The 25,844-nt window shown below is 74.7% G+C and carries 25 protein-coding genes and 1 riboswitch; of the genes, 13 read left to right on the top strand and 12 right to left on the bottom strand.

Translation table 11 applies throughout. The features are described 5' to 3' along the window. Window positions 1-5: 5 nt before the first annotated feature. The 3 genes from ACZ6B8_RS07590 to tsaD form a co-directional block, all read right to left on the bottom strand. A complete protein-coding gene (locus tag ACZ6B8_RS07590) occupies window positions 6-398 on the bottom strand; it encodes a cell division protein SepF (RefSeq protein WP_055700564.1) in 393 nt (130 codons plus the stop codon). A gap of 502 nt (window positions 399-900) precedes the next feature. Beyond that, complete coding sequence (locus ACZ6B8_RS07585) at window positions 901-1,518, bottom strand: GNAT family N-acetyltransferase (protein WP_471077101.1); 618 nt, start codon at window positions 1,516-1,518, stop codon at window positions 901-903. Continuing rightward, entirely contained in the window at window positions 1,515-2,606 is a 1,092-nt protein-coding gene (gene tsaD / locus ACZ6B8_RS07580) for a tRNA (adenosine(37)-N6)-threonylcarbamoyltransferase complex transferase subunit TsaD (RefSeq protein WP_471077098.1), read from the bottom strand. Before tsaD ends, ACZ6B8_RS07585 begins: the two co-directional genes overlap by 4 nt. Window positions 2,607-2,751: 145 nt before the next feature. Here tsaD and cbiE point away from each other — a divergent pair, with 145 nt between their 5' ends. Next, window positions 2,752-4,002: a precorrin-6y C5,15-methyltransferase (decarboxylating) subunit CbiE gene (cbiE, locus tag ACZ6B8_RS07575; protein ID WP_471077095.1), complete on the top strand. Its 1,251-nt coding sequence runs from the start codon at window positions 2,752-2,754 to the stop codon at window positions 4,000-4,002. Continuing rightward, a complete protein-coding gene (gene cobM / locus ACZ6B8_RS07570) occupies window positions 3,999-4,748 on the top strand; it encodes a precorrin-4 C(11)-methyltransferase (protein WP_471606597.1) in 750 nt (249 codons plus the stop codon). The genes cbiE and cobM overlap by 4 nt, the downstream gene beginning before the upstream one ends. A gap of 180 nt (window positions 4,749-4,928) precedes the next feature. On the opposite strand, the gene ACZ6B8_RS07565 is transcribed toward cobM, so the two are convergent. Then, window positions 4,929-6,125: a cobalt-precorrin-5B (C(1))-methyltransferase gene (locus tag ACZ6B8_RS07565; RefSeq protein WP_471606596.1), complete on the bottom strand. Its 1,197-nt coding sequence runs from the start codon at window positions 6,123-6,125 to the stop codon at window positions 4,929-4,931. A 17-nt stretch (window positions 6,126-6,142) separates the two neighbouring features. Here ACZ6B8_RS07565 and ACZ6B8_RS07560 point away from each other — a divergent pair, with 17 nt between their 5' ends. After that, window positions 6,143-6,913: a cobalt-precorrin-6A reductase gene (locus ACZ6B8_RS07560; protein ID WP_471606595.1), complete on the top strand. Its 771-nt coding sequence runs from the start codon at window positions 6,143-6,145 to the stop codon at window positions 6,911-6,913. Between the two features lie 415 nt (window positions 6,914-7,328). Here the strand turns inward: ACZ6B8_RS07560 and ACZ6B8_RS07555 are convergent, their stop codons facing one another. Genes ACZ6B8_RS07555 through ACZ6B8_RS07545 form a run of 3 tightly spaced genes read right to left on the bottom strand, consistent with a single transcriptional unit; the run spans window position 7,329 to window position 10,809 of the window. Beyond that, window positions 7,329-8,867, bottom strand: coding sequence for a precorrin-2 C(20)-methyltransferase (locus tag ACZ6B8_RS07555; RefSeq protein WP_471606594.1), 1,539 nt, complete (start codon window positions 8,865-8,867; stop codon window positions 7,329-7,331). Beyond that, window positions 8,864-9,490, bottom strand: coding sequence for a precorrin-8X methylmutase (locus ACZ6B8_RS07550; protein WP_471607168.1), 627 nt, complete (start codon window positions 9,488-9,490; stop codon window positions 8,864-8,866). The genes ACZ6B8_RS07555 and ACZ6B8_RS07550 overlap by 4 nt, the downstream gene beginning before the upstream one ends. An 11-nt stretch (window positions 9,491-9,501) precedes the next feature. Beyond that, the gene (locus ACZ6B8_RS07545; protein ID WP_471607167.1) at window positions 9,502-10,809 is read right to left on the bottom strand and encodes a cobalamin biosynthesis protein CobG; all 1,308 of its coding nucleotides are present in this window, start codon (window positions 10,807-10,809) and stop codon (window positions 9,502-9,504) included. 107 nt (window positions 10,810-10,916) lie between these two features. Continuing rightward, window positions 10,917-11,050: riboswitch (cobalamin riboswitch) on the top strand. A 36-nt stretch (window positions 11,051-11,086) separates the two neighbouring features. On the opposite strand from ACZ6B8_RS07545, the gene cobN reads away from it, so the two are divergent. Further along, on the top strand, window positions 11,087-14,695 hold the full coding sequence (gene cobN, locus ACZ6B8_RS07540) for a cobaltochelatase subunit CobN (protein WP_471606593.1): 3,609 nt from the start codon (window positions 11,087-11,089) through the stop codon (window positions 14,693-14,695). A 33-nt stretch (window positions 14,696-14,728) separates the two neighbouring features. Here the strand turns inward: cobN and ACZ6B8_RS07535 are convergent, their stop codons facing one another. Beyond that, the gene (locus tag ACZ6B8_RS07535; RefSeq protein ID WP_471606592.1) at window positions 14,729-16,075 is read right to left on the bottom strand and encodes an amidohydrolase; all 1,347 of its coding nucleotides are present in this window, start codon (window positions 16,073-16,075) and stop codon (window positions 14,729-14,731) included. A gap of 205 nt (window positions 16,076-16,280) precedes the next feature. Between ACZ6B8_RS07535 and ACZ6B8_RS07530 the strand changes: the two genes are divergently transcribed. Both ACZ6B8_RS07530 and ACZ6B8_RS07525 read left to right on the top strand, forming a co-directional pair. Next, on the top strand, window positions 16,281-16,928 hold the full coding sequence (locus ACZ6B8_RS07530; protein WP_471606591.1) for a histidine phosphatase family protein: 648 nt from the start codon (window positions 16,281-16,283) through the stop codon (window positions 16,926-16,928). A gap of 114 nt (window positions 16,929-17,042) precedes the next feature. Then, window positions 17,043-17,222 (top strand): hypothetical protein, encoded by a 180-nt coding sequence (locus tag ACZ6B8_RS07525; protein ID WP_471077070.1) that lies wholly within the window; start codon window positions 17,043-17,045, stop codon window positions 17,220-17,222. 52 nt (window positions 17,223-17,274) lie between these two features. On the opposite strand, the gene ACZ6B8_RS07520 is transcribed toward ACZ6B8_RS07525, so the two are convergent. Continuing rightward, window positions 17,275-17,718 carry a DUF5994 family protein gene (locus tag ACZ6B8_RS07520; RefSeq protein WP_471077067.1) on the bottom strand — a complete coding sequence of 148 codons (444 nt, stop codon included), beginning with the start codon at window positions 17,716-17,718 and terminating at the stop codon, window positions 17,275-17,277. Between the two features lie 582 nt (window positions 17,719-18,300). Between ACZ6B8_RS07520 and ACZ6B8_RS07515 the strand changes: the two genes are divergently transcribed. The 3 genes from ACZ6B8_RS07515 to ACZ6B8_RS07505 all read left to right on the top strand — a co-directional run bounded on the left by ACZ6B8_RS07515 (window position 18,301) and on the right by ACZ6B8_RS07505 (window position 19,791). After that, window positions 18,301-18,645, top strand: a complete 345-nt coding sequence (locus ACZ6B8_RS07515; protein ID WP_471077064.1) for a hypothetical protein — start codon at window positions 18,301-18,303, stop codon at window positions 18,643-18,645. Between the two features lie 162 nt (window positions 18,646-18,807). Beyond that, window positions 18,808-19,386, top strand: coding sequence for a DUF5994 family protein (locus ACZ6B8_RS07510; protein ID WP_471606590.1), 579 nt, complete (start codon window positions 18,808-18,810; stop codon window positions 19,384-19,386). A 48-nt stretch (window positions 19,387-19,434) separates the two neighbouring features. Next, window positions 19,435-19,791: a hypothetical protein gene (locus ACZ6B8_RS07505; RefSeq protein WP_471077058.1), complete on the top strand. Its 357-nt coding sequence runs from the start codon at window positions 19,435-19,437 to the stop codon at window positions 19,789-19,791. 47 nt (window positions 19,792-19,838) lie between these two features. Here the strand turns inward: ACZ6B8_RS07505 and ACZ6B8_RS07500 are convergent, their stop codons facing one another. Further along, the gene (locus ACZ6B8_RS07500; protein WP_471606589.1) at window positions 19,839-20,894 is read right to left on the bottom strand and encodes a fatty acid desaturase family protein; all 1,056 of its coding nucleotides are present in this window, start codon (window positions 20,892-20,894) and stop codon (window positions 19,839-19,841) included. 328 nt (window positions 20,895-21,222) lie between these two features. Here ACZ6B8_RS07500 and ACZ6B8_RS07495 point away from each other — a divergent pair, with 328 nt between their 5' ends. Both ACZ6B8_RS07495 and ACZ6B8_RS07490 read left to right on the top strand, forming a co-directional pair. Continuing rightward, on the top strand, window positions 21,223-21,720 hold the full coding sequence (locus tag ACZ6B8_RS07495) for a peptidylprolyl isomerase (protein ID WP_471077052.1): 498 nt from the start codon (window positions 21,223-21,225) through the stop codon (window positions 21,718-21,720). 192 nt (window positions 21,721-21,912) lie between these two features. Then, entirely contained in the window at window positions 21,913-22,848 is a 936-nt protein-coding gene (locus tag ACZ6B8_RS07490) for a restriction endonuclease (protein WP_471606588.1), read from the top strand. A gap of 54 nt (window positions 22,849-22,902) precedes the next feature. Here ACZ6B8_RS07490 and ACZ6B8_RS07485 read toward each other — a convergent pair whose 3' ends face one another. Together ACZ6B8_RS07485 and ACZ6B8_RS07480 are read right to left on the bottom strand one after the other, a co-directional pair. Further along, window positions 22,903-23,955, bottom strand: coding sequence for a MerR family transcriptional regulator (locus ACZ6B8_RS07485; protein WP_471077047.1), 1,053 nt, complete (start codon window positions 23,953-23,955; stop codon window positions 22,903-22,905). Next, the gene (locus tag ACZ6B8_RS07480; RefSeq protein ID WP_471077044.1) at window positions 23,949-24,659 is read right to left on the bottom strand and encodes a HEAT repeat domain-containing protein; all 711 of its coding nucleotides are present in this window, start codon (window positions 24,657-24,659) and stop codon (window positions 23,949-23,951) included. The genes ACZ6B8_RS07485 and ACZ6B8_RS07480 overlap by 7 nt, the downstream gene beginning before the upstream one ends. Before the next feature lie 299 nt (window positions 24,660-24,958). Between ACZ6B8_RS07480 and ACZ6B8_RS07475 the strand changes: the two genes are divergently transcribed. Together ACZ6B8_RS07475 and ACZ6B8_RS07470 are read left to right on the top strand one after the other, a co-directional pair. Beyond that, a complete protein-coding gene (locus ACZ6B8_RS07475) occupies window positions 24,959-25,198 on the top strand; it encodes a DUF3253 domain-containing protein (protein ID WP_471078437.1) in 240 nt (79 codons plus the stop codon). Window positions 25,199-25,457: 259 nt separating this feature from the next. Next, on the top strand, window positions 25,458-25,835 hold the full coding sequence (locus tag ACZ6B8_RS07470) for an STAS domain-containing protein (protein ID WP_471077041.1): 378 nt from the start codon (window positions 25,458-25,460) through the stop codon (window positions 25,833-25,835). The last annotated feature ends 9 nt before the right edge of the window (window positions 25,836-25,844 follow it).

Here is a 25,844-nt window from a genome sequence, read left to right as displayed (position 1 = left end):
AGTCCCTAGGGCTGCGCGACGGCCTCCACCAGGCCCTGCACCTCCGTGCCGGGCGGCGCGAGGAGGAAGACGTTCTTGTCGACCCGGTGCATGCCGCAGCCGAGGCCGAGGACCACGCCGCTGCTGAAGTCCAGTACCCGCTTGGCGACTTCCGTCTCCGCCCCGGTCAGGTCCAGCAGGACCGGGATCTGGGCCATCACGGTCTCGGCGACCTCGCGGGCGTCCGCGAAGACGTTCACCCGCATCACGACGAAGCGGCGCCGCGTCTCGGTCTCCGCGTCGGGCAGCGCGCGGTGCCCCGGCCACGAGGGCCATTCGTTGCGGCTGCGCAGCGGTACGACCTGGGCGAGCCCTTCCCACTGTTCATCGGTGACGTCGTGGCGCTGACTACTGCTCACTTGCCCACCCCGTCCTGGCTCGCACTTGTTCTCTGCACCGGCCAATTCTTACGCCAAGTCACCCGTTCAGCCCAACAGCGACACGGTCGGCGCCGTCGTCATCGGCCCGGAAACGGGGCCGGGACAGGGGTGTGGGCCGCGTTTCGGGGCTTCCGGCGCCGTGAGGTTCGCCACCTTCGGTCAGGGGGCCGGCAGGCGTACCGGGCCGTCCGCGAGGGCCCCGCGCCAACACGCGTAGTCGTGGCCGCCGTTGCACTCGGTGCGGGTCACGGACTGTGGTGGCGGCCCGGACTGCCGTACGCCGTACCGCAGTCGATGCCCGCCGGTCGGACGCCGTGGCCGGCCGAGCGCTTCGCCGAGGCGGCCCGGCCCCCACCCCTGCGGGTCCACCTCGACGTCGGGCTGGACGCGGGACGGCACCCCGGGCCACCGGAGGACGCGGCCGGTGAACGCACGGGCGGGCAGGGGTGGAAGCGCCGGCGGAGGTCACCGCGGCGCCAAGTCACTGCGTCTCGGTCGCGGCGGCCGGATGGCCGGGCCCCAGAAAGAGCACCGGCCCCCGGCCCTCCTCCCCGGGATGGGTCACCTGGTGCCAGCCCACGCGCCGGTAGAAGCGCACCGCGGCGGCGGCCTGCGGTGAGGTCAGCAGCCAGCAGCGGCCGTCGGGCGCACCGCCGGTCACCGCGGCGAGCAGCGCGCGGCCGACGCCCAGGCCGTGCGCGGACGGCCGGACGGCGAGTTCGTCGACCTGGAGGGCGCCGTCGAGCCACTCCCGCGTGCGGCGGGCGCCGAGGGCGGCGGTGACGAGCGGGTAGGAGCGCGTGTCGGGCAGCGGGTACCCGGTCGTCCACGCGGACGCGAAGCCGAGCACGCGGGGTTCCCGGTCACCCGGTCCCGACCCCCGGCCCTCGGTGCCGTCCAGCGCGACCGCCGCCGTGAAGCCGGCGTACCGGGCCTCGACCGCGAGGCGTTCGAGATAGCGGCCGGCCGCGGCCGGTTCCTCGTTCCAGGGCGGCCGGCCGAACGCCTCGGCGTACACCGCGCGCACGCCCTCGGCGTACCCGAGCAGTCCGGCACCGGTCAGCCCGTGCCGGACGCGTAACCCCGTCCCCGCCCTCACGCGGCCACGCCCCGGCCCGCACCGGCCGCCGCACGCGCACCGAACGCCCCCACCGGATGGAGCGACGCGAACTCCAACGGCGCCGACGGGTCGATGGAGACGTCCAGCGGGGCGGGCTCCGCGCCCGCGCGCACCAGCAGGTCGCCGACGGCCGCGATCATCGCGCCGTTGTCCGTGCACAGCCGCAGCGGCGGGACCCGCAGGGCGATGCCGGCCTCCCGGCAGCGCTCCTCGGCGAGCGCCCGCACCCGGGAGTTGGCCGCGACGCCGCCGACGACGACCAGCGTGCCGACGCCGTGCGCGCGGCAGGCCGCCACCGCCTTGCGGGTCAGCACGTCGGCGACGGCCTCCTGGAGCGAGGCCGCCCCGTCGGCGACCGGCAGTTCGCGCCCCGCGTGGCTCTCGGCCCAGCGGGCGGCGGCCGTCTTGAGGCCGGAGAAGGAGAAGTCGTACGGGGCGTCGCGCGGCCCGGTGAGCGGGCGCGGGAAGGACACGGCGGCCGGGTCCCCGTCCCGGGCGGCCCGGTCGACGGCCGGGCCGCCCGGGTAGGGAAGGCCGAAGACCCGCGCCACCTTGTCGAAGCACTCTCCCGCGGCGTCGTCGAGGGTGTCGCCGAGGTGGACGATCGGGTCGCGCGCCAGATCCGTCACGAGCAGGAGTGAGGTGTGGCCGCCGGACACGATCAGGACCATGCAGGGATCGGGCAGCGGGCCGTGCTCCAGGGTGTCGGCGGCGACGTGCCCGGCCAGGTGGTGCACGCCGTACAGCGGGACGCCGAGGCCGTACGCGAGGCTCTTCGCGCCGGCGAGGCCGACCTGGAGGGCGCCGGAGAGGCCCGGTCCGGTGGTCACGGCGACGGCGCCGATGTCGGACATCCGCAGGCCCGCCCCGTCGAGCGCCCGGCGGACCACCGGGGTGAAGGAGTGGAGGTGGGCGCGGGCGGCGATCTCCGGGACGACCCCGCCGTAGCGGGCGTGCTCGTCCATGCTCGACGCGACCGCGTGGCCGAGCAGCCGGCCCTCGCGGACCAGGCCCGCGCCCGTCTCGTCGCAGGACGACTCGATGCCGAGCACCACCGGAGAGCCCATCGCACAGCGGCCTTTCTGCCCAGGGGGCCGCGCGGGACGGCCGCACGGCTTATTGCAAGTAGTTCGCAATAAGGGTACGCCGCCCGGTCACCAGTAGAGTGCGGCTGCGCAGCTTCTTCCCGAACCCCGAGGTCAGGTACCCGCAGTGACCCCCGCACCCCCCGCAGACATACCGGCCGTGACCGTCGTCGGGATCGGGGCCGACGGCTGGCAGGGGCTGCCGGACGCCTCGCGCGCGGCGCTGCGTGCCGCCGAGGTCCTGATCGGCGGCCCGCGCCAGCTCGATCTGCTGCCCGCCGACCGCTGCGCGGGCGAGCGCGTCGCCTGGCCCTCGCCGCTGCGGCCGGCCGTGCCCGGTCTGCTCGCCGCCCACGCGGGGCGCCGCGTCGCCGTCCTGGCCAGCGGCGACCCGATGTTCTACGGCATCGGGCGGGCCCTGAGCGAGGAGCTCGGCGCCGCCGCGCTGCGCGTCCTGCCGCACCCGTCCTCCGTCTCCCTCGCCTGCGCGCGCCTCGGCTGGCCCGTGGAGGACACCGAGGTGATCACCGTCGTCGGCCGTCCTGCCGCGCGGCTCGCCGCCGCGCTGCACGACGGGCGCCGCCTCCTGGTGCTCAGCGCGAACGCGGCCACGCCCGGTGAGATCGCCGCCCTGCTGCGCGAGCGCGGCTTCGGCCCGAGCCGGCTGCGGGTCCTCGAACAGCTCGGCGGGGCGGGCGAGTCGACGTACGACGGACACGCCGACACCTGGTCGCGCCCGCCCGGCGACGCGCTGAACGTCGTCGCCGTCGAGTGCCGCCGCTCCCCCGACGCGCTGCGGCTCGGCGTGGTGCCCGGCCTGCCCGACGCCGCGTACGAGAACGACGGCCAGCTCACCAAGCGGTACGTGCGCGCCGCCACGCTCGCCGCCCTCGCGCCCGCCCCCGGCGAGCTGCTCTGGGACATCGGCGGCGGCTCCGGATCGATCGCCGTGGAGTGGCTGCGGGCGCACCCGTCGTGCCGTGCCGTCACCGTCGAGAAGAACCCCGTGCGCGCCGAGCGGATCACCCGCAACGCCGAACGCCTCGGTGTGCCCGCGCTGCGCGTCATCACCGGCGCCGCGCCCGCCGCGCTCGCCGGACTCCCCACGCCGGACGCCGTGTTCATCGGCGGCGGCCTCACCGCGCCCGGCCTCCTCGACGGCGCGTTCGCCGCGCTGCCGCCCGGCGGGCGCCTGGTCGCCAACACCGTCACGCTGGAGTCGGAGGCGCTGCTCACCGAGTGGTACCGGCGCCACGGCGGCGAGCTGGTGCGGCTCGCCGTCGCGCAGGCCGTCCCCGTGGGCGGCTTCACCGGCTGGCGGCAGGCCATGCCGGTCACCCAATGGTCCGTCACCAAGTCTGGAGAGCAAGAACGATGACCGTGTACTTCATCGGCGCGGGTCCCGGCGCCGCCGACCTGATCACGGTCCGCGGCGCGCGGCGGATCGCCGCCTGCCAGGTCTGCCTGTACGCGGGCAGCCTGGTCCCGCGCGAACTGCTCGCCGAGTGCCCGGACGGCGCACAGCTCGTGGACACCGCTCAGCTCACCCTCGACCAGATCACCGAGAAGCTGGTGCACGCGCACGAGCGGGGTCTCGACGTGGCACGGCTGCACTCGGGCGACCCCTCGGTGTTCAGCGCGGTCGCCGAGCAGATGCGGCGGCTCGACGCGGCCGGGGTGCCGTACGAAGTGGTACCGGGCGTCCCGGCGTTCGCCGCGGCGGCGGCCGCGCTGAAGCGGGAGCTGACGGTGCCGACCGTCGGCCAGACCGTCATCCTCACCCGGATCGCCCAGCGCGCGACCGCCATGCCGGAGGGCGAGGACCTGGCCACGCTCGGCCGCAGCGGCGCGCTGCTCGTGCTGCACCTGGCCACGGGGTACGTCGACCGCGTGGTCGAGGAGCTCCTGCCGCACTACGGCGCCGACTGCCCCGCCGCCGTGGTCGCCCTCGCGAGCCGTCCCGACGAGGTGATCCTGCGGGGCACGCTGGAGTCCATCGCGGGGCAGGTCAAGGAGGCGGGGATCGTACGGACCGCCGTCATCATGGTGGGCCGGACGCTGGGCGCCTCGCAGTTCCGCGACAGCCATCTGTACTCGGCGGAGCGGGACCGGCACGCGTGCTGAGCGCGGGCTTGCGGGGGATTGTCGTCCGTGACCGCGGCTCGTCCGGGGCTGGGTGCGCAGCTCCCCGCGCCCCTTACGCAGCACCCCGCGTCTTCCCGGGCACGGCCGTTCGCAGAGCCGCGGTCCGTCCGTGGCCGGGCGCGCAGTTCCCCGCGCCCCTCACTTAGCAACCCGCACCTCTCACGGGGCGCGGACCCCGCTGCGGCCCACCACCGTGCCCGCGCGGTCGATGCAGATGACGTCCACCCGGACCGGGGCGCCCCGCAGCACCGCGAGCGCCTCGTCGCGGGCGGTCTCGGCGACCAGATCCCCGAGCGGCACGCCCGCCGCCGCGCACAACTGGAGTGCGGCGAGGCCCGTGTTGGCGTCGGCGACCCGAGCGGCCAGGCCGTCGTCGGCGCCGCCCCGGCGGGCGAGCTCTGCCAGGAAGCCCTTGTCGACCTGGGAGCGGGCCGAGTGCAGGTCCAGGTGGCCCGCCGCGAGCTTCGACAGCTTGGCGAAGCCGCCGCAGACGGTGAGGCGGTCGACGGGGTGGCGGCGCACGTACTTCAGGACCGCGCCCGCGAAGTCCCCCATGTCCAGGAGCGCGTCCTCCGGCAGGCCGTACTCGGCGACGACGGTCCGCTCCGACGTCGACCCCGTGCACCCGGCGAGATGGGTGCGCCCGGCCGCCCGCGCCACGTCCACGCCGCGCCGGATGGAGTCGATCCACGCCGAGCAGGAGTAGGGGACGACGACGCCGGTCGTGCCGAGGACCGACAGGCCGCCGAGGATGCCGAGGCGCGGGTTCCAGGTGGAGCGGGCGATCTCCTCGCCGTGGTCGACGGAGACGGTGATCTCGACGTCGCCGGTGCCGCCGTGCGCCGCGGCGACCGCCGCCACGTGGTCGCGCATCAGCTGTCGGGGCACGGGGTTGATCGCGGGCTCGCCCACGTCCAGGGGCAGGCCGGGCCGGGTGACGGTGCCCACTCCCGGGCCCGCCTTGAAGACGACGCCCGCGCCGGGGGGCAGCAGCCGTACCGTGGCCCGCAGCAGTGCGCCGTGCGTGACGTCGGGGTCGTCGCCGGCGTCCTTGACGACGCCCGCCATGGCGTACGTGTCGCGGGGGTGCGGTGCGGTCGGCCCCTCGGTCGGTTCCCCGACCAGCTCCTCCGCGGCGAGCGCGAAGGCCGGGGTCTGGCCCTTGGGCAGCGTGATGGTGACCGGGTCGGGGAAGTTGCCGGTCAGCAGCGCCGTGTACGCGGCGGTGGTGGCAGCGGTCGCACAGGCGCCGGTCGTCCAGCCGGGCCGCAGGCCGGTGTGCTTGAGTTGGGCGCCGCGTCCGCCCTTGGGCTCGCTCGCCGCACTCGGCTCGCCGGCCGCATGTGCCTCACTCATGAAGGAAACCGAACTCCGTGCACGTACTGATTCTGGGTGGGACGACCGAAGCGCGCCGGCTGGCGGAGCTCCTCGTGGGCGAGGCGGGGCTGCGGGTGACCAGCTCCCTGGCGGGGCGGGTGGCCGCGCCCCGGCTGCCGCCCGGTGAGGTCCGCGTCGGCGGCTTCGGCGGGGCGCAGGGGCTGGCGGCGTGGCTCAGCGAGCACCACGTGGACGCGCTCATCGACGCCACCCATCCTTTCGCCGGGACGATCTCGTTCAACGCGGCGACGGCCGCCGCCACCGCCCATGTTCCCCTGCTCGCCCTGCGGCGGCCCGGGTGGGTCGCCGGTGCCGGGGACGACTGGCATCCGGTCGACTCCCTGGAGCAGGCGGCACGGGTGCTTCCCGCGCTCGGTGAGCGGGTGTTCCTGACCACGGGGCGGATGGGGCTCGCGGCGTTCTCCGGGGCCGCCGCTCTGGACGCGCTGTGGTTCCTCGTACGGTCCGTCGACGCGCCCGAGGCGCCGGGCCCGGCCCGGATGGAGGTCCTCCTCGACCGGGGGCCGTTCACGCTGGACGGGGAGCGGGAGCTGTTGCGCAGGCACCGGATCGATGTGGTGGTGACGAAGGACAGCGGGGGTTCGGCGACGGCGCCGAAACTGGTTGCTGCGCGGGAGGTAGGGGTGCCGGTGGTGGTGGTCCGGCGGCCCCCCGTCGTGCCGGGGGTGGAGGTGGTGGCCGCCTCGCCGCAGGAGGCGGCGGACTGGGTCCGCCACCTCTTGGGGGGTGGGGTCCGGGGGGTGTAGCGCGGACTTGTCTGCGGGTGGGTGGGGGCGGGTCGCGCAGTTCCCCGCGCCCCTGAGGTAGTCCCGACCGGCGCCCGCACGACAGCGACCGCCAGCCTCCGCTGGCCCCGTACGGCTGACCGCCCGTGGGGGCTTGGCGCGCAGTTCCCCGCGCCCCTGAGGTAGTCCGCGTCGGCGCCCTATCCGGCGGGCGACCGCCACCCGGCGTGAGGCGCGTATGGCTGACCGCCCGTGGGGGCTTGGCGCGCCGTTCCCCGCGCCCCTGAGGTAGTCCCAGCCGGCGCCCGCACGACAGCGACCGCCAGCCTCCGCTGGCCCCCGTGGGGCTGACCGGGCGTCGTGGCTTGGCGCGCGGTTCCCCGCGCCCCTGGGGTAGTCCTCGTCGGCGCCCCGCTCGGTAGGTGACCGGCGGCGTCTACCCCGGGTTCGGTTCCGGGTAGCGTCTTGGGGTCCAGACGATCTGGTCCTTGCCGCCGCGGCGGCGGACCCATTGGGTCTGTGAGGAGCCGACGATCAGGAGCGTGCGCATGTCGACGTCCGCCGGGTCCAGGTCGCCCAGGCGGACGATGCGGACGCTCTCCTCGGGGCCGCCCACGTCCCGGCCGAGCACCACCGGGGTGTCCGGGGTGCGGTGTTCCAGGAGGAGTTCGCGGGCCTTGCCCACCTGCCAGGTGCGGCTGCGCGAGCCGGGGTTGTAGAGGGCCAGCACCAGGTCCGCCGCTGCCGCCGCCGCCAGGCGCTCCGCGATGACCTCCCAGGGCTTGAGGCGGTCGGAGAGGGAGAGCGTGGCGTAGTCGTGGCCGAGCGGGGCGCCCGCGCGGGCCGCCGCCGCGTTGGCGGCGGTCACCCCGGGGAGCACCCGTACGGGGACGTCCTCGTACGCGTCCTGCGAGGCGACCTCGAGGACCGCCGTGGCCATCGCGAAGACGCCGGGGTCGCCGCCCGAGACGACGGCGACCCGTCGCCCGCGCCGCGCCAACTCCAGTGCGTACTCCGCGCGTTCGGACTCCACGCGGTTGTCGGAACCGTGCCGGCGCTGGCCGGGGCGGTGCGGCACCCGGTCGACGTACGTGGTGTAGCCGACCAGGTCGTCCGCGGCGGCGAGCGCGCCGCGCGTCTCGGGGGTCAGCCACAGCGGGCCCGCCGGGCCGGTGCCTACGACCACGACCTCGCCGTGTCCCGGCGCATCGACCGGCTCGGGCGCGGGGCCGCCCGTCAGCGGCGCCACCCGGCTCGGCAGCACCGCCACGGAGAAGTACGGGACCGAATCCGGGTCGACGTCGGCCAGCCGGCCGGTGCGTTCGCCGGTCATGGTGGCCCGCTCCACATAGCGCGCCTCGTCGAGGCGGCCCGCGCTCTCCAGCGCGCCGCGCACCTTGCCGAACGTGCGGCCCAGCTTCATGACGACCGCCGAGTCCGTCGCCGCGAGGCGCGCCGCGAGCTCCTCCTCCGGGAGCGTGCCGGGCAGGATCGTGAGCACCTCCTCGGCCTCCACCAGCGGCTCGCCGAGGCGGGCCGCCGCCGCGCTCACCGAGGTGACGCCGGGGACGACCTCGGTCGGGTAACGGTGCGCGAGGCGCTTGTGCATGTGCTGGTAGGAGCCGTAGAAGAGCGGGTCGCCCTCGGCGAGGACGGCGACCGTGCGGCCCGCGTCGAGGTGGGCGGCGAGGCGGGCGGCGGCCTCCTCGTAGAACGCGTCGAGCGCGCCCCGGTAGCCGCCGGGGTGGTCGGTCCGCTCCGTGGTGACGGGGTAGACCAGCGCCTCCTCGATGTGGTCGGCGCGCAGGTGCGCGGCCGCGATCGAGCGGGCGATGGAACGGCCGTGCCGCGCCGAGTGGTACGCGACGACATCGGCCGCCGCGATCACCTCGGCCGCGCGCAGGGTCATCAGCGACGGGTCGCCGGGGCCGAGGCCGACCCCGTACAGCTTGCCCTGAGTGGTCTCGGTGTTCACTCCGCCTCGCTCGCAATCGCGTTGATCGCCGCCGCGGCCATCGCGCTGCCGCCGCGACGTCCCCGTACGACCAGGTGCTCCAGGCCCGAGTGGTGGGCCGCGAGCGCGTCCTTGGACTCGGCCGCGCCGACGAAGCCGACCGGGATGCCGAGGACGGCGGCCGGGCGCGGCGCGCCCTCCTCGATCATCTCCAGGAGGCGGAAGAGGGCGGTGGGCGCGTTGCCGATGGCGACGACCGAACCTTCGAGGCGGTCGCGCCAGAGTTCGAGGGCGGCGGCGCTGCGGGTGGTGCCGAGGCGCGCCGCGAGGTCCGGCACGGACGGGTCGGCGAGGGTGCAGACCACGTCGTTGTCGGCGGGCAGCCGCTTGCGCGTGACGCCGCTCGCGACCATGTTCGCGTCGCACAGGATCGGCGCGCCGTCGCGGAGCGCCTTGCGGGCGTCGGCGATCACCCGCGGGCTGAAGGCGAGATCCTTCACGAGGTCCACCATCCCGCAGGCGTGGATCATCCGGACCGCGACCTGGCTGACGTCGGCGGGCAGGCCACCGAGGTCCGCCTCCGCGCGGATGGTGGCAAAGGACTCGCGGTAGATCGCCGCGCCGTCCTTCTCGTAGTCGAACACTGTGCTCTCGCTCATCTCGTGGCCGTGGTTTTCGTGGTGGTACGTGCGGTGGTGACCGTCTCGGTCAGGGTCCTGCCCGTGACGTGCGCGGGTTCCTCGCCGGGGGCGTGCACCGTGACCTCGTACCGTCCTTCGCCGGTGGCGAGCACGTCGACCCAGGCGCCGTGCGGGTGCCCGCAGCGCCGTTCGCAGCCGGACCAGTGGACGGGAAGCCCGCCGGGGCCCGGGACGACGTCCGCGCGGACGTCGGCGCGGGACTTGGCGCAGCCGGGGCGGCCGGTGCAGGCGCCGACACCGAGCCAGGGCGAGTCGGGGGTGGTGAGGTATCCGGCGTCGCCGAGCGCGGCCAGCCGTTGCCGGGCGGCGTCCTCGTCGGCGAAGCCGGGCAGCACGAAGCCGCGCCAGGGGGTGACCCGGAGTTCGTCGCCGGGCAGCGGCAGGAGGGCCCGCCAGGCGGCGACGCTCACGCGGCCGAGGGGGGCGTTGACGACGACCGCGCGCCCGTGGACACCGGGGACGGGCCCACCGGTGCCGGGCGGGCCCGGGGCGGCGACCGGAGCCCCCGGCACGGCAGTCGGCACCGGCGTCGCCGCGATCCCCGCCCCCGCCAGCGCCCCCGCCACCTCCACGGTCCGCCCCACCGGCAGCTCGCGCACCCGCCACGCGCCGTTGCCCGCCTCGCGGGCCTCGTCCAGGAAGGCACCGGCGGCGGCGAGGGCCGCGCGCGGGGCGTCGGAGGCGGCGACCCGGAGGGCGCGCGCCCCGACCTGTACGAGCGCCGTCCCGCCCAATTCTGCGATCAAGGTCACATCGCCGCCGAGTCCGGTCACGTCGCCGCGGCCGTCGTCCAGGGCGAACAGGAAGCGGCCGGAGAGCTCCGTCGTCCACTCCTCGGCGCACAGCAGCACGTCCAGCTCACGGACCCACAACTGCACGTCGGCGTGGCCGAGTCCGTCGGTTCCCGCCAGTGGGGACGCCACGATGTTGCGGACGCGCTCGTGCCGCTCGGAGGGCAGCAGACCCGCCTCGGCGAGCAGTCGGGAGAGTTCGCCGCCGCAGGCCTCGCCGAGGCCGCGCAACTCGATGTTGCCGCGCGAGGTGACGCTGAGGCCGCCGTCCGCCAGGCGCTCCGCCACGTCACCGAGCACCGCGACCTGATGACTCGTCAAGAGGCCGCCGGGCAGCCGGAGTCGGGCCAGGCGGCCGTCGTCGGCGAGGTGCAGGCGGAGGGCTCCGGGGCAGGCGTCACCCCGGTCACGTATGGGGGATTCGCCCTGGTCTGGGGAGGGTGTTCGGGTGGGCGGCATGGCGGCGAGCATACCCACGCCGATCCGGCCGGTCGCCTCCCGAGACGGGCCGTCCCGGCAGGTGGCCGCCCCGCTCGCGGCGGGCAGGACTTACTATGCAGGCGGCGGGCTGCCAAGTCCGTCGACGCCAGCGACGGCGTGGGTCCACCAGGACCCGGGGGAGGAAGCCCGGTGCGAATCCGGCGCGGTCCCGCCACTGTGAGCCCCACCCGCGTGGGGTGAGCCAGGAACTCCCGCCGTCCATACGACCACCCGGGGCGCGGACACCCCGAGGAAGGCCTGCGCCCGCATGCTTCTGCTGTTGTCGACCTCCGACACCGACCTGCTCAGCGCCCGCGCGGCGGGAGGCCCGGTCGACTACCGGTTCGCCAACCCCTCGCGCCTGGACCTCGACGGGCTGCCCGCCCTGCTCGACGGCGTCGACCTCGTCGTCGTACGCCTCCTCGGCGGCGTCCGCGCCTGGCAGGACGGCCTCGACCAGCTCCTCGCGAGCGGCCTGCCGGTCGTCGTGCTCACCGGGGAACAGGCACCCGACGCCCAGCTGATGGCGTCCTCCACCGTGCCGGTCGGCATCGCCGCCGAGGCGCACGCCTACCTGGCGCACGGCGGCCCGGCCAACCTGGAGCAGCTGGCCCGCTTCCTCTCCGACACCGTGCTGCTCACCGGCCACGGCTTCGAGCCGCCCGCGCCCGCCCCGTCCTGGGGACCGCTGGAGCGCACCGCCCGCGCCCACGTCGAGGGCCCGACCGTCGCCGTGCTCTACTACCGCGCCCACCACATGAGCGGCAACACCGCGTTCGTGGACGCGCTGTGCGGCGCCATCGAGGACGCCGGGGCCCGCCCGCTGCCGCTGTACGTGGCCTCGCTGCGCGCCCCCGAGCCCGAGCTGATCGACGCGCTGCGTGCCGCCGACACCATCGTGACGACGGTCCTCGCGGCCGGCGGCACCAGGCCCGCCGAGGCCTCCGCGGGCGGCGACGACGAGTCGTGGGACGCGGGCGCGCTCTCCGGCCTGGACGTGCCGATCCTCCAGGCGCTCTGCCTGACCGGTTCGCGGTCGTCCTGGGAGGAGAACGACGAGGGCGTCTCGCCGCTGGACGCCGCGAGCCAGATCGCGGTGCCGGAGTTCGACGGGCGCCTCATCACGGTCCCGTTCTCCTTCAAGGAGATCGACGAGGACGGGCTTCCCGCGTACGTGGCCGACGCCGAGCGCGCGGCCCGCGTCGCCGGCATCGCCGTGCGCCACGCCCGCCTGAAGCACATCCCGGCCGCCGACAAGCGCCTCGCGCTGGTCCTGTCCGCGTACCCGACCAAGCACTCCCGCATCGGCAACGCGGTCGGCCTCGACACCCCGGCGTCCGCCGTGGCGCTGCTGCGCCGGCTGCGCGCCGAGGGCTACGACTTCGGGCCCGAGGCCGACATCCCCGGCCTGGTCTCCGGTGACGGCGACGAGCTGATCCGCGCGCTGATCGACGCGGGCGGCCACGACCAGGAGTGGCTGACCGAGGAGCAGCTCGCCGCGAACCCGGTGCGCATCCCGGCCGCCGACTACAAGCGGTGGTACGCGACGCTCCCCGCGGAGCTGCGCGAGTCCGTCGAGGGGCACTGGGGCCCGCCGCCCGGCGAGATGTTCCTGGACACGTCCCGGGTGGGCGACGGCGGCGACCCGGAGGGCGACATCGTGCTCGCCGCCCTGCGCCGCGGCAACCTGCTGATCCTCATCCAGCCGCCGCGCGGCTTCGGCGAGAACCCGATCGCGATCTACCACGACCCGGATCTGCCGCCGTCGCACCACTACTTGGCGGCCTACCGCTGGATCGCGGCCTCCGCGTCCGACGGCGGCTTCGGCGCCGACGCGATGATCCACCTCGGCAAGCACGGCAACCTGGAGTGGCTGCCCGGCAAGAACGCCGGCCTCTCCGCCGCCTGCGGCCCGGACGCCGCGCTCGGCGACCTGCCGCTGATCTACCCGTTCCTGGTCAACGACCCGGGCGAGGGCACGCAGGCCAAGCGCCGCGTGCACGCCACGCTCATCGACCACCTGGTGCCGCCGATGGCGCGCGCCGACTCCTACGGCGACATCGCGCGCCTGGAGCAACTCCTCGACGAGTACGCCCAGATCAGCTCCATGGACCCGGCGAAGCTGCCCGCGATCCGCGCGCAGATCTGGACGCTCATCCAGGCCGCGAAGCTCGACCACGACCTGGGGCTCGAGGACCGGCCGGACGACGACGGCTTCGACGACTTCCTGCTGCACGTCGACGGCTGGCTCTGCGAGATCAAGGACATGCAGATCCGCGACGGTCTGCATGTGCTGGGCGCGGCCCCGGCCGGCGCCGACCGGGTCAATCTGGTCCTCGCGATCCTGCGGGCCCGCCAGATCTGGGGCGGCACCACCGCGCTGCCGGGTCTGCGCGAGGCCCTCGGTCTCGACGAGTCCGCGGCGACCCGCACCGGCGCCGACGAGGCCGAGGAGAAGGCCCGCGCACTGGTCCAGGCGATGGACGACGCGGACTGGGACCTCGCGGCGCTCCCCACCGACCAGGGTGAACAGGTCGCCGCCGTCCTGGAGTTCGCGGCCCGCGAGGTCGTGCCGCGGCTGGCCGGCACCACCGCCGAGCTCGACCACGCGGTGCACGCCCTGAACGGCGGCTTCGTCCCCGCGGGCCCCTCGGGTTCGCCGCTGCGCGGCCTGGTCAACGTCCTGCCGACCGGCCGCAACTTCTACTCGGTCGACCCCAAGGCCGTCCCGTCCCGCCTCGCGTGGGAGACCGGCCAGGCGCTGGCCGACTCCCTGCTGGAGCGGTACAAGTCCGACAACGGCGCGTACCCCACCTCCGTCGGCCTGTCCCTGTGGGGCACGAGCGCGATGCGCACCGCGGGCGACGATGTCGCGGAGGCCATGGCGCTGCTCGGCGTCCGCCCCGTCTGGGACGACGCATCGCGCCGCGTCACGGGCCTCGAAGCCATCCCGTACGAGGAGTTGGGCCGCCCGCGCATCGACGTGACGCTGCGCATCTCGGGCTTCTTCCGCGACGCGTTCCCGCACACCATCGGCCTGCTCGACGACGCGGTACGGCTCGCGGCCTCCCTGGAGGAGCCCGCCGAGCACAATCACGTACGCGCCCACGCCCAGGCGGACCTGGCCGAGCACGGCGACGAGCGCCGGGCCACCACCCGCATCTTCGGCTCCCGCCCCGGCACGTACGGCGCCGGTCTGCTCCAGCTCATCGACTCCCGCGACTGGCGCACCGACGCCGACCTCGCCGAGGTCTACACGGTGTGGGGCGGCTACGCGTACGGCCGCGGGCTCGAAGGGCGCCCGGCGCGCGCCGAGATGGAGACCGCGTACCAGCGCATCGCGGTGGCGGCCAAGAACACGGACACCCGCGAGCACGACATCGCGGACTCGGACGACTACTTCCAGTACCACGGCGGCATGGTGGCGACCGTGCGCGCGCTGCGGGGCACCGCCCCGGAGGCGTACATCGGCGACTCCACCCGCCCGGAGACGGTCCGCACCCGCACCCTGGTGGAGGAGACGAGCCGCGTCTTCCGCGCCCGCGTCGTCAACCCCAAGTGGATCGAGGCGATGCGCCGCCACGGCTACAAGGGCGCCTTCGAACTCGCCGCCACCGTGGACTACTTGTTCGGCTACGACGCCACGACGGGCGTCGTCGCCGACTGGATGTACGACAAGCTCACCGAGACGTACGTCCTGGACCCGACGAACCGTCAGTTCCTCCAGGAGAACAACCCCTGGGCGCTGCACGGCATCGCGGAGCGCCTCCTGGAGGCGGAGTCGCGCGGCATGTGGGCGAAGCCGGACCCGGCGGTGCTCGAAGCGCTGCGCCAGGCCTACCTGGAGACCGAGGGCGACCTGGAGGACGAGGGCTGAGTCCCTCGCCCTCCGGCGGTGGCCGGCCGGCCCTCAGGGTGCCGTCCGGCCGCCGTCGAGCCAGGCCAGCGCGGCCGTCGTCAGTGCGGTGACGCCGGTGGTGAGTGTGGGCTCGACCAGCGGCGCGAAGAACGGCGAGTGGTTCGAGGGGATGTCCCGCTCGAACGTGCCCGCGCGCTGCGCGGCGATCACCGCCTCGGCGTCGGCGCCGCCGAACAGCCAGTAGCAGAGCGGGACTTCGCCCTCCGCCGCGGTGGCGAGGATCCCGACGTCCTCGCTGCCGGTGACCTGTCCCGGGTCGATGACCCGCTCCGCGCCGATGACGGCGCCGATCGCGGCCATCGTCCGGTCGACGGCGTCCGCGTCGTTCGTGACGACGGGGAAGGTGTCGATCTCCGTGATCTCCGGCTCCTTCTCCGCCCCGGCCGTGGCCGCCTCGCCCTTGATGATCCGCTCGACGGCGGCGAGGACGCGGGTGCGGACCTCGGGCGTGTAGGTGCGGATGTTGAGCTGGAGTTCGGCCTCGTCGGGGATGATGTTGTGCTGCGTGCCCGCCCGCATCGAGCCGACGGTGACCACGGCCGTCTCGCCGCCCGCGATCTCCCGGGACACGACCGTCTGGAGCCGCATCACGGTGGACGCGGCCAGCACGACGGGATCGATGGTCGTCTCCGGGCGTGAGCCGTGCCCGCCCTTGCCGAACAGCCGCACCCGCAGCGCGTCGGTGGCCGCGAAGGCCGCGCCCGGGTGGGCGCCGATCATCCCGGCGGGCAGCGGCGCGACGTGCTGGCCGAGCACGACGTCGGGCGTGCCGAACCGCTCGTAGAAGCGGTCGTCGACCATCTTCTGCGCGCCCTGCCCGGCCTCCTCGGCGGGCTGGAAGACCGCGACGATCCGACCGGACCAGTCGGCGCGGGCGTCGGCCAGCAGTTTCAGCGCGCCCAGCAGACAGGTGACGTGCATGTCGTGGCCGCAGGCGTGCATGACGCCGTCGGTGCGGGAGGCGTACGGCAGCCCGGTGCTCTCGGTGACCGGGAGCGCGTCCATGTCGGCGCGGAGCAGGACGGTGGGGGCGCCGTCCTCCCGCAGGCCGCCGTTGTCGAGGACGGCGACCACGCCGGTGCCGCCGACGCCGGTGGTGACCTCGTAGCCGTACGAGGCGGCGCGGCGGGCGGCCTCGGCGGCGGTGCGGTGTTCCTCGAAGGAGAGCTCCGGGTGGGCGTGCAGATCGCGGTAGAGGCCGGCCAGGTCGTCCCTGATGGCGTCGAGGCCGCGCAGGGCGGCGGGTCGCGATGTGCTGTCGAGCTCGCCGGTGGCGGCGGGATGGGGTCCGGCTGCCGTCTTCGGTTCGGCGGCGGACTTCGGTTCGGCGGCGGTCATGTCACGCTCCTCGTCTGTGGCGCTCCCGCCGTCCAACGTACGGGTTCGTGATCGCGCCGGGGCCGTACGACGCCGGCCGGCCGCGGCGTCCGGTCCATGGCCGCGGCCCACGCCCGGCCCCGCCCCGCCCGCAGGAACCGGACCGCGGGCTCGCGGCGTCCCCTCGCTTGCCCGCCACCGGAGATCGAAAGGGACCGCGCCCCCCATGACCACGCCCCAGGCCGCACCCGCCACCCCCACCGCCGCCCGCCACCTCTACATCGCCCGGCACGCCGAGGCCACGCCCGACGAGAGCGGCCTGACCGAGGCGGGCCTGCGCCAGGCGGTGCTGCTCGGCGAACGGCTCAGGGACATACCGCTCGCGGCGGTCCACCACGGCCCGCTCCCCCGGGCCGCGCAGACCGCCCAGCTGATCGGCGAGCGCCTCGCGGGCGTGCCCCTGCACCGCTCGGAGCCGGCCGGCGACTACATCCCGTACCTGCCCGCGCGGGACGAACTGCCGCCGGAGACGGCACAGGCCACGCTGGCGCGGCTCGCCGCGTTCCCCGAGGCGGAGCGCTCGGGCGGCCCGGCCCTGGCCCGCGAGGCCGTCGCCCGCTTCACCGGCCCCGTCGCGGGGACCGCACCGCGGCACGAACTCCTCGTCACCCACAACTTCCTGATCGGCTGGCTGGTCCGGGCCGCGCTCGACGCCCCGCCCGCGCGCTGGCTGGGCCTGAACCACTGCAACGCGGCGCTGACCCTGCTGCGTTACACCCCCGGCCGCCCCGCCACGGTGGTCTTCTTCAACGACATGCGCCACCTGCCGAAGGAGCTGCGCTGGACGGGGTTCCCGCCGGAGCTCCGCGGCTGAACGGGCCGCGTACGCGAGCTCGTCGGCCGACTTCTGTCTGATCACCCCTCGGCGGGGAACACGGCGGACAGCGGGATCCCCCGCGCATCCCCGTCCCCCGGCAGGAGAAGACAGATGCTTGCAATCGCGGCAGCCGTGCTTTTCGTCATCGCCTTCGTCATCAACGCCACCGAGACGTCGACCGACGCCGTCTTCAGCCCGACGAGCCTCATGCTCGTCGGACTCGCACTCCTCGCCCTGCACTCGGCGGGCCTCGGATCCGGCTGGTCCGCGGGCCGCGGACGCCGGCGCTGAACCACGGCCGCGGGCCGTCCGCCCGGCGTGCCCCCGGAAAGGGAGCGGAGCGTCACCGGACGGGGGCTCGCGGCGAGTCCCCGTGCCCCGCGGCCCGGGCGGTGCCTTCCGAAGCGGCCGCCATGAGCGGCGCCGCCTCCTGTTCGGTCGTGTCCGGCGGCACGACCAGCAGATCCCAGCGCCCCCGGCCCGGAGCGAGCAGGAGGACGGTGTGCGGGAGAGGCGCCGTCGGGTTGCGGTGCACCTGGACGACCTGGTTGGCCACGAACATCCGGCCCGGCGCGTCGGACCACATCGGCCCGTTGACGGTGACGGAGCTGACATCGCCCCACGAGTGGGGCAACCCCGCCAACAGGTGCGGGAGTTCGGCGAGCACGTCGTACGAGCGCGGCCACCATGCGCCGTCGATGGCCCGGGGCAGCGTGCCGCGGGGTGCCAGACTCAGCCGGAGGACGGGATCGGTGGGCGGGAAGAGGGGTTCCGGGGCGAGGACCATGATGCGCCTGCCAACTTTCTTACGGGGGTGGGCGGTTGGGTTCAGCGGCGCCGGGCCTAGGCCCGGGCGGGGGCCGGCCGGTGGACGTCGTGCACCCGGCCGCCACGGGTGCGGCGCTTCGGGGTGTCCGACAGGAAAGGTGACGTCCCGTCACGCAGAAAGGGTGACGACCCGTCACGTGTCCCGGATGTGTCGCGGTCCGGCGTGTCGCGGTCCCGGGGGACGGCCGTCGTGTGGGTGCCGGATACGAGAGTCATGACGGGGCTCCTCGGCCTCGGCTCGGTGCGAATGGCGCGGCCGGGGTCACGGGCTGCCCCTGTGGAGGGAGTTGCGCGGGCGGGCGGGCCGGGAACGACGTCGCGGGCCCTCGCCCTCTCCACCGTACTCCCGCGCGTCCGAAAGCGGAGCGGCCCGGATCGGCCGACCTCCGCGTTGACACGGACCGTGGCCGGACGTTGACTGACAACAGCCCGGCGGGACGACCAGCTCTCCGCAGGGCCGGACACGAGCCGTGCACACCATCGATCACGCCCGCACGCCGGGCACCGATCATCCCTACCTGCGGAACGGAAACGGCACCTGATGTACGACCAGACACGCGCCCAGCAGCCCGCGGACCAGCCAGGGGGCCGTGCGGAACGCCCCGCGGCCGGCCCGGAGCCGCTGCTCCCGTCGGACGAACGGGACAGGATCACCCGGCGCCTCGGCCACTCGGTCAACACCTTCGCGGACACCCCGCGCGAGGCGCTGGAGGAGGCCGACGCCCTGCTGGAGGAGACGTCCGCCAAGTTGCTGGAGGCCATCGCGGAGCGGCGGCGTGCCCTGCGCGCGGGCTGGCAGGAGCAGGACCTCGACACGGAGTCCGCCGAGGCCCGGCTCGCGCTGCGCCAGTACCGGGAGACCATCCAGCGGTTGACCCGTCTCTGATCATCCGGCCGCGGGGACCGGCCCGCCGCACGCGGCCGGTCCCCGGAGTACTGTGGAAGGTACCGAGGGCATTTCGCACACCGGCCTCCGAGCCGGGTCGTCCTCGGTGAGCGATGAACCCCGGGCCGGTCGCAGCGGCCGACCCGGAGACGGGTCCGCGCCATGTCGGCGACCTTGTACCCACTCCTGCCGCCCGTCGAGCCCGACGCGGCCCCTGCCGTGCGTCTCACGCTCAAGAGCGGCGGCGCGCACCGAGGACTGCTGGACGGCGCCTGGTGGCCCCGCTCCCGGGACCTGCTGAGCGAACTGCCCGCGCTGACCGCGGCGTTGGAACCGGCGTGGGGCCGTATCACCCGCGTCGCCGTCAATCCGAAGTACTGGCCGGTCATCCCGCGCAAGGTCCCCGTGGACGGTCACGTCGTCAGGGTCGGCTGGTTCACCCCGGAGATCGACCCGCACAAGCTGCTCCTGCTCTCGTACGGCGTGGGCCGCTGGGACCTGCTGGTCGTCCCGCCCGGGACGGGGGCCGAGGCGGCGGCCCGTCTCATGGCGGCCGCGTCCGACCAGGAGGGCCCGGAGCTGACCGCGAGCGCGCTCATGGCCGCGGACGCGGCCCGGCACGGCGCCCACGCGCCGGCCGAGCCCCTGAGCCTGGACCAGGCGTGGGAGTACGAGGGCGGGGCCTCGGCGGTGTCGGCGGTGGTCGACGACCGGGGAGGCAGCCCGGCCGGCGTCCGGTGAGGGTCGCCGTGAACGCCCCGCGGTCGGCCGCTGCATAGAATCTGCCTCATGTCGAAGCCTGACGAACTGCTCGTTGACGTCGCCGCCCTGGTGGAGTCCGGGCAGAGCAACCAGATGTCCCTGACCGTGGTCACCGGCGGCGCCGTGATCACCGGCCGACTGGCTCCCGAAGCGGTGTGGAGGCAGCGGGTGTCCGAGGTCCTGACGGACTCGGTCCGCCTGGGCGCGTTCTCCGCCGTGTTCGACACCTCCACGAAGGACGGGCCTCCCACCCATCTGCACTTCCACGTCGCCCGGATCCTGCAGGGCACGGTGGGGATCCCCGAGACGGGTGGGATGTACCGCGTGGCGATCGACGACGTCAGCGCCTGGAGCATGGGCGACTTCAGCTACTCCGACCACTGAGCCCGCACTCCGACGACCGCGCACGACGACCGCGCACGGCGCCCGGGTCAGCCGGCCCGCTGCTCCCGCAGGGGCCGGCCGGCCCGGTGCAGGCTCCTGAGCGCCTGGGCGTAGGACGCGACGAGCGAGGTCTGGAGGTACGTCACCCCCAGCTCGTCGCAGTAGCGGTGGACCAGGAGCTGCGCCCTGCGCAGGTTCGGCGAGGGCATGCTGGGGAACAGGTGGTGCTCGATCTGGTGGTTGAGCCCGCCCAGCACGACGTCCGTGAACCAGTTGCCGCGCACGTTGCGCGAGGTGAGCACCTGGCGGCGCAGGAAGTCGGGCCGGTCGTCGCCGGTGAGCATCGGCATGCCCTTGTGGTTCGGGGCGAAGATGGCGCCCAGATAGAGGCCGAACAGGCACTGGTGCACGACGATGAACAGCACCGCCTTGCCCGGCGAGAGCGTCAGGAACAGGGCCGAGAGGTACAGGACGAAGTGGGCGGCCAGCAGCGTCCCTTCGAGCCGGCGCCGCTTGAGCGACCGGTCCGCCAGGGCGCGCACCCCCGCGACGTGGAGGTTGAAGCCCTCCAGCGCCAGGAGCGGGAAGAACAGGTACGCCTGCGCCCTCCCGATCAGCCGGGGCAGACCGCCGGCCGCCCGGGCCTGTGCCTGGCTCCAGACCAGGATGTCGGGGGCCACGTCGGGGTCGAGCTCCTCGTGGTTGGGGTTCGCGTGGTGGCGCGAGTGCTTGTCCTGCCACCAGCCGTACCCCATGCCGATGCCGAGGTTGCCGGCGAGTCGTCCGGCCAGCGCGCTGGAACGGGTCCTGCGGAACACCTGGCGGTGGCCGACGTCGTGGGCGAGGAGCGCGACCTGTCCGAAGACGAGCGCCAGGAACGCGCCGACGGCCAGCGTCCACCAGCTGTCGCCGATGGCCGCGAAGGCTGTCCAGCCGCCCGCGAAGGCCGCTGTCACCAGGGCCATCCGCACGGCGTAGTAGAACGGCCTGCGCCGCATCAGCCCGGCGTTCTTGATCTCCTTCGCCAGCCGCGCGAAGTCGCTGCCCTGCCGTCGGGCGGGACCCTCCCGGGCCGTCGTGGGAGGGCGGAGGGTGGTCGACATGGGTCGCCTCGTTTCGCGCCGCGAGCCGGATCGCTGTCGACGTCGCGGGGACGTCGGGGCGGCGCCGGGGCGGGGCGGTAGGAATGAGATCAGTCACGCAGCCGCGGTGGCGTGGTGGACGGATCGGGCCCGCGCGGTCCCGGCGCGTCGTCCTTGTCGGCCCGCGTCTCGGGGGCGAGGAGGGGGCCGGTGCGCCGTCCCGGGCCGGAGGCCGGAAAGGGGAGCCGAGGGCTGGGGCGTCCTCGCCTCAGCGTACACAGGGCCACATTCGCGCGGCGTAAGGCCATACCCGGCGTCACACGCCCCGAGGCCATGGCAGGATCGCCTCATGGCTACAAACGTTTTCTTCGACATCACCATTGACGGCGACGCCGCGGGCCGGATCGTCTTCAAGCTGTACGACGACGTCGTCCCCAAGACGGCGCAGAACTTCCGTGAGCTGGCCACCGGCCAGCACGGCTTCGGATACGAGGGCTCGGGCTTCCACCGCGTCATCCCGGAGTTCATGCTCCAGGGCGGCGACTTCACCCGCGGTGACGGCACCGGCGGCAAGAGCATCTACGGCGAGAAGTTCGCCGACGAGAACTTCAAGCTCAAGCACGACAAGCCGTTCCTGCTCTCGATGGCGAACGCGGGCCCGAACACCAACGGCTCGCAGTTCTTCGTCACCACGGTGCTCACCCCGTGGCTGGACGGCAAGCACGTGGTCTTCGGCGAGGTCGTCGAGGGCGAGGACCTGGTGAAGAAGATCGAGTCCCTGGGCTCGGGCTCCGGTGCCACGAAGGCGAAGATCGTCATCGCGTCCTCGGGCGTCGTGGGCGAGTAACACCTGGTTCCCGCACCACCACGTCTCGGACCGCGAGGGCCGGCGTCGACACCTGTCGCGCCGGCCCTCGTCCGTCCCTCCCCCTCCCCCCTTCCGACCATCCCTTTTGGCGTTGCCGATCTTGGGCACTCGTGGACGCGTGATCTTCGTTGTCGTCCACCGGGTCCGTCGTGACCATCGTTGAGGGAGGGGATGACCGTGCCCGCGCGCCCGGTTCGCCGCACGGATCGTGAGCGGCGGTTCGATCTGCGGACGACCGCCCTGTTCTTCGTCCTCGTGGCCGTCGCCCTGTGCGGCACGGTGTTCCTGCTCCGGACCGCCGCGCGGATGGCCGAGAGCAGGCCGCTGTGGACCGGCGCGCTCGCCGTCGTGGCTTTCTCTGCCGCCTGTCTGGGAGGTTCCAGGTGGCGGCGCTTCTCCGCGGCACGGTACGCGCGGCGCGCCGCCGAGGTGCTGGAGGAGGCGGCCGAGCGGGCCTCCGCCAGCCTCGACGCCGCGGCGCCGGCGGGGGCGGTGCCCGCCGTCGCCGGAGCGCCGGACCTGCGCGGGGCCGGTGGCTGGGCCCCCACGGAGCCGGCCCCGGTGACGCCCACCGCGGTCGCGGAGCCCGCGTTCGACGCGGGCCATGCCGACGAGGTCTACGTCGCCGAGACCACGTACACCGTGTCCGACACGCTCGTGCTGGACGACGAGGCGGAGGCGACGACGACCGTCGTCCTCGACGCCCCGGTGGACTACGCCGCCCTCGACCCCGACGGCTTCGAGCAGGCCATAGCCGACCTGTGCGCCCGCGACGCCTGCCGGGACGCCCAAGTCGTGGGCGGCGCCTGCGACTTGGGCGCGGATGTCCTCGCGGTGACCCCCGACGGCCGCCGGATCGTCATCCAGTGCAAGCGGTACGGCGCCGACAACAAGGTGGGCTCCCAGGACCTGCAGCGCTTCGGGGGCACGTGCTACACCGTCCACGAGGCGGACGTCGCCGCCCTCGTGACGACGAGCGACTTCACCGCGCCCGCCCTGGAGTACGCGGAACAGTGCGGCATAGTCTGCGTGAACGGCGCGGACCTCCAGGCGTGGTGCGACGGCACCGGCCCGAGCCCTTGGGAACTGGTGCCGGTCGAGGCCTGAGTCTCGGTCGGGCCCGAGCCTTCCGGTGCCGGGGCTCCCGGGTGACCGCGGTCCTCAGGCGCCCGGAACCACGCCCGGGGCGGGCGGGGCGTCGTCCGGGAGGACGCCGAGCAGGGCCGTGGCGACCAGGGCCACCGCCGGGTCGGGGTCGTGGGTCAGGCCGCGCAGGGCCTCGCGCGCCGGGGCGTCCCCGATCTCCACCAGCGCCTGGGTGAGGCGGATCCGGGTCGCGGAGTCCGCGGACGGCGCGGCCAGCTCGCCGGCCAGGGCGCTCGTGATCCGGCGCGCGCTCTCCGGGTCGCCGGACAGCGTGCCGAGCACCTCCGCCGCGTCCACGTCGTTGACGCCCTCGACCACCATGTCGACGAGGACCGGCACGGCCGCCGGCGCGGTGGCGGCCGCGCCGTGCCGTCCCAGCGCCAGCGCGGCCCGTCGGCGCACCGTCGTGTCCGCGTCGCCGAGCGCGTCCGCGAGCACCGCGGTGGCGCCCGGGGCCCCCGGCATCTCGGCGAGCGTCAGCACCGCGCGCCGCCGGACGTCGACGTCCGGGTCGTGCGCCCCGGCGGCCAGCGCCGCCACCCCGTCCTCCCCCGCCCGGGCCAGCGCCCAGCGCAGCGCGCCCGCCACGTGCGGGTCGGACTCGGCGAGGACCGCTGCGGCCAGCACCTCGGCGGGCACCGGCGCGCCCTCCGGCCGGGCCAGGACCGCCTGCTGACGGCGCGCGGCACTGGCCGAGTCGAGCTCCCGCATCAGCTCGACGACGCGCAGCACGTCCTGCCAGCCGGCCGGCGCCGACGCGTCGATCGCGCGGAGCCTTTCGAGCAATTCCCGCTCCCGTGCCAAGCGGTCCTCGGTCCACCGGACGAGGTCGCCGACCAGGGCGGACGGCGTGAAGTCCGGGTCCTTCAGGGCGCGCCCGATCTGCTTGAGCGAGAGCCCGAGGGACCGCAGGCTCTCCACGTGGAAGATCCTGCGGATGTCCTCGGCGGAGTACTCGCGGTAGCCGCCGACCGTACGGCCCGTCGGCCGCACCAGGCCCAGCGCGTCGTAGTGCCGGAGCATGCGGGCGCTCACCCCGGAGCGCCGCGCCACCTCACCGATCAGCAATCCACCGCCTCCGCACTCCCTGGCACCGTCTCGGCCGCCCGTGCCGCGTCGGCCGCCCGTTCCGGGCCCAGCGCGACCAGCCGCTTCGCCTCTTCGACGGCCGCGTCGAATCCCCTCTCGGGGTCCTGCCGGAGCAGCTCCGTGGCGCGGGCGTGCGCGGCCACCTCGGGGTCGGGGTCCGCCGCGGCCTCCTCCAGTACGGGCTGGACCCCTTCCCCCAGTTCCCCCAGATCGACGAACGCGCGGCTCAGGCTCAGCCGCACCTCGCGGTCGCCGCGGGCGAGCTGCCGGGCCAGCTCCTCGGCGAGGCCGCGCTGCTCCCCCTCGCCCTCCGCCCCGCCCCGGGGCACGAGGGCCACCGCCACCCGCCACGCGGTGCGCGCCACCTCGTCGTCGGCGTCGCGGAGCAGGTCACGGGTGATCCAGGACCGGGCCGCGCCGTCACCGATCTTGGAGAGCGTGTGCAGCGCCTGGCTTCGGGCCTGCGGGCGTTCCGCGTCCAACTCCCGGCGGATCCGGGGCAGGGCGGCCTCCGGCGGGAGACGGGTGAGCGCCCACGACAGCATGTCCCGTACGAAGAAGTCCGGCTCGACCGCGCACCGCTCGACGAGCGGCTCCAGGAACACCGGGTCCGGCCGCGAGCCCACCGCGAGGGCCGCCTGAAGTCGCAGGGATGAGTCGTCGGCGCCCAAGGCGTCGATCACGCGGGCGTGTTGCGGGGTCACCTGGGTCGAGTGGGTCGAGTCGTTGATCGGGACCACCTCCTGCGCCCAAGGGGAGACCTTAACACCGTGTCAAGGTCAAGCCCGGGATCGGAGGGGCGGCTGAACGCGCAGGTCAGACGGCATACGGCAGCCCCGAGGCGCCGGGTGCTCCGGGCGGCCCCGCGTACCGCGCGAGCGGCGACCACCGGTGCGACACTGACCGCGTGACGGAGAGCGAACGGCGGGACGAGCGGCGGAAGGGGCCGGACGGCGACGACCGGTCCGCGACGGACCAGCGGCTGGAGCGGGCCATCCTGGACCTCCTGGAACGCCGTGACCCGAGCGCGTCGATCTGTCCCTCCGACGCCGCGCGGGCGGTCCACCCGGCGGACGACGACGGCTGGCGCGCGCTCATGGAGCCGGCCCGCCGGGCGGCCCGGCGCCTGGTCGCCGCGGGCAAGGTGGAGATCACCCAGGGCGGCGAGCCCGTCGACCCCGCGCGGGCCCGCGGCCCGATCCGCATCCGCCGCGCCCGCTGAGGACCCGCCGGCCCCCGCCGGCCGCTCACCGGCGGCCCGTACGCGTGTCACCGCCGCCGTACGCGTGTCTCCGTCAACCCCCATGAGCGCGTGTTGACTTCCGCGACTAGTGCAGATTCACTAGACCGCGACTGATGCCCTCGCACTATGGGGTGGGGATGTCGTGGCTGACCACAAGGGGCCCCTCCGCGGGAAGGGCTCACGGGACCCCGCAGCGCTGCTACGCGCCGCACGTGACCACGGAGAGGCTCGGGACACTGTGACCGTTCATCCGTTCACGACGCAGACAGACGTCCGTTCGGACATCGCCCGGGTGACCTTCACCGGCGAACTCGACCTGGACAGCGCCCCGCACGTCCGGGACGCCGTCGCCGCCTGTCTGGTACGGCGGCCGACGACCCTCTTCCTCGATCTCACCGGCATCTCCTTCTGCGACTGCGCCGGGCTGAACTCCCTCCTGAAGGCGCGCAACACGGCCCTCTGGGCCGGCGTGGAGCTCCATGTCGAGGGGATCGGCCCGCAGTTGTCGCGGCTGATCGCCCTGATCGGGGCCGCGCACCTGTTCCCCGGCGCCGCGCCCCGGGCCACTCCCGCGACGACCACCGCCGGGTCGCCGCTCCGCGACCTCCTGGCATGATCGTGCGGT

It is taken from the genome of Streptomyces sp. NPDC041122 (genome assembly GCF_055592445.1).
This window is presented reverse-complemented; position numbering and strand designations above follow the sequence as displayed.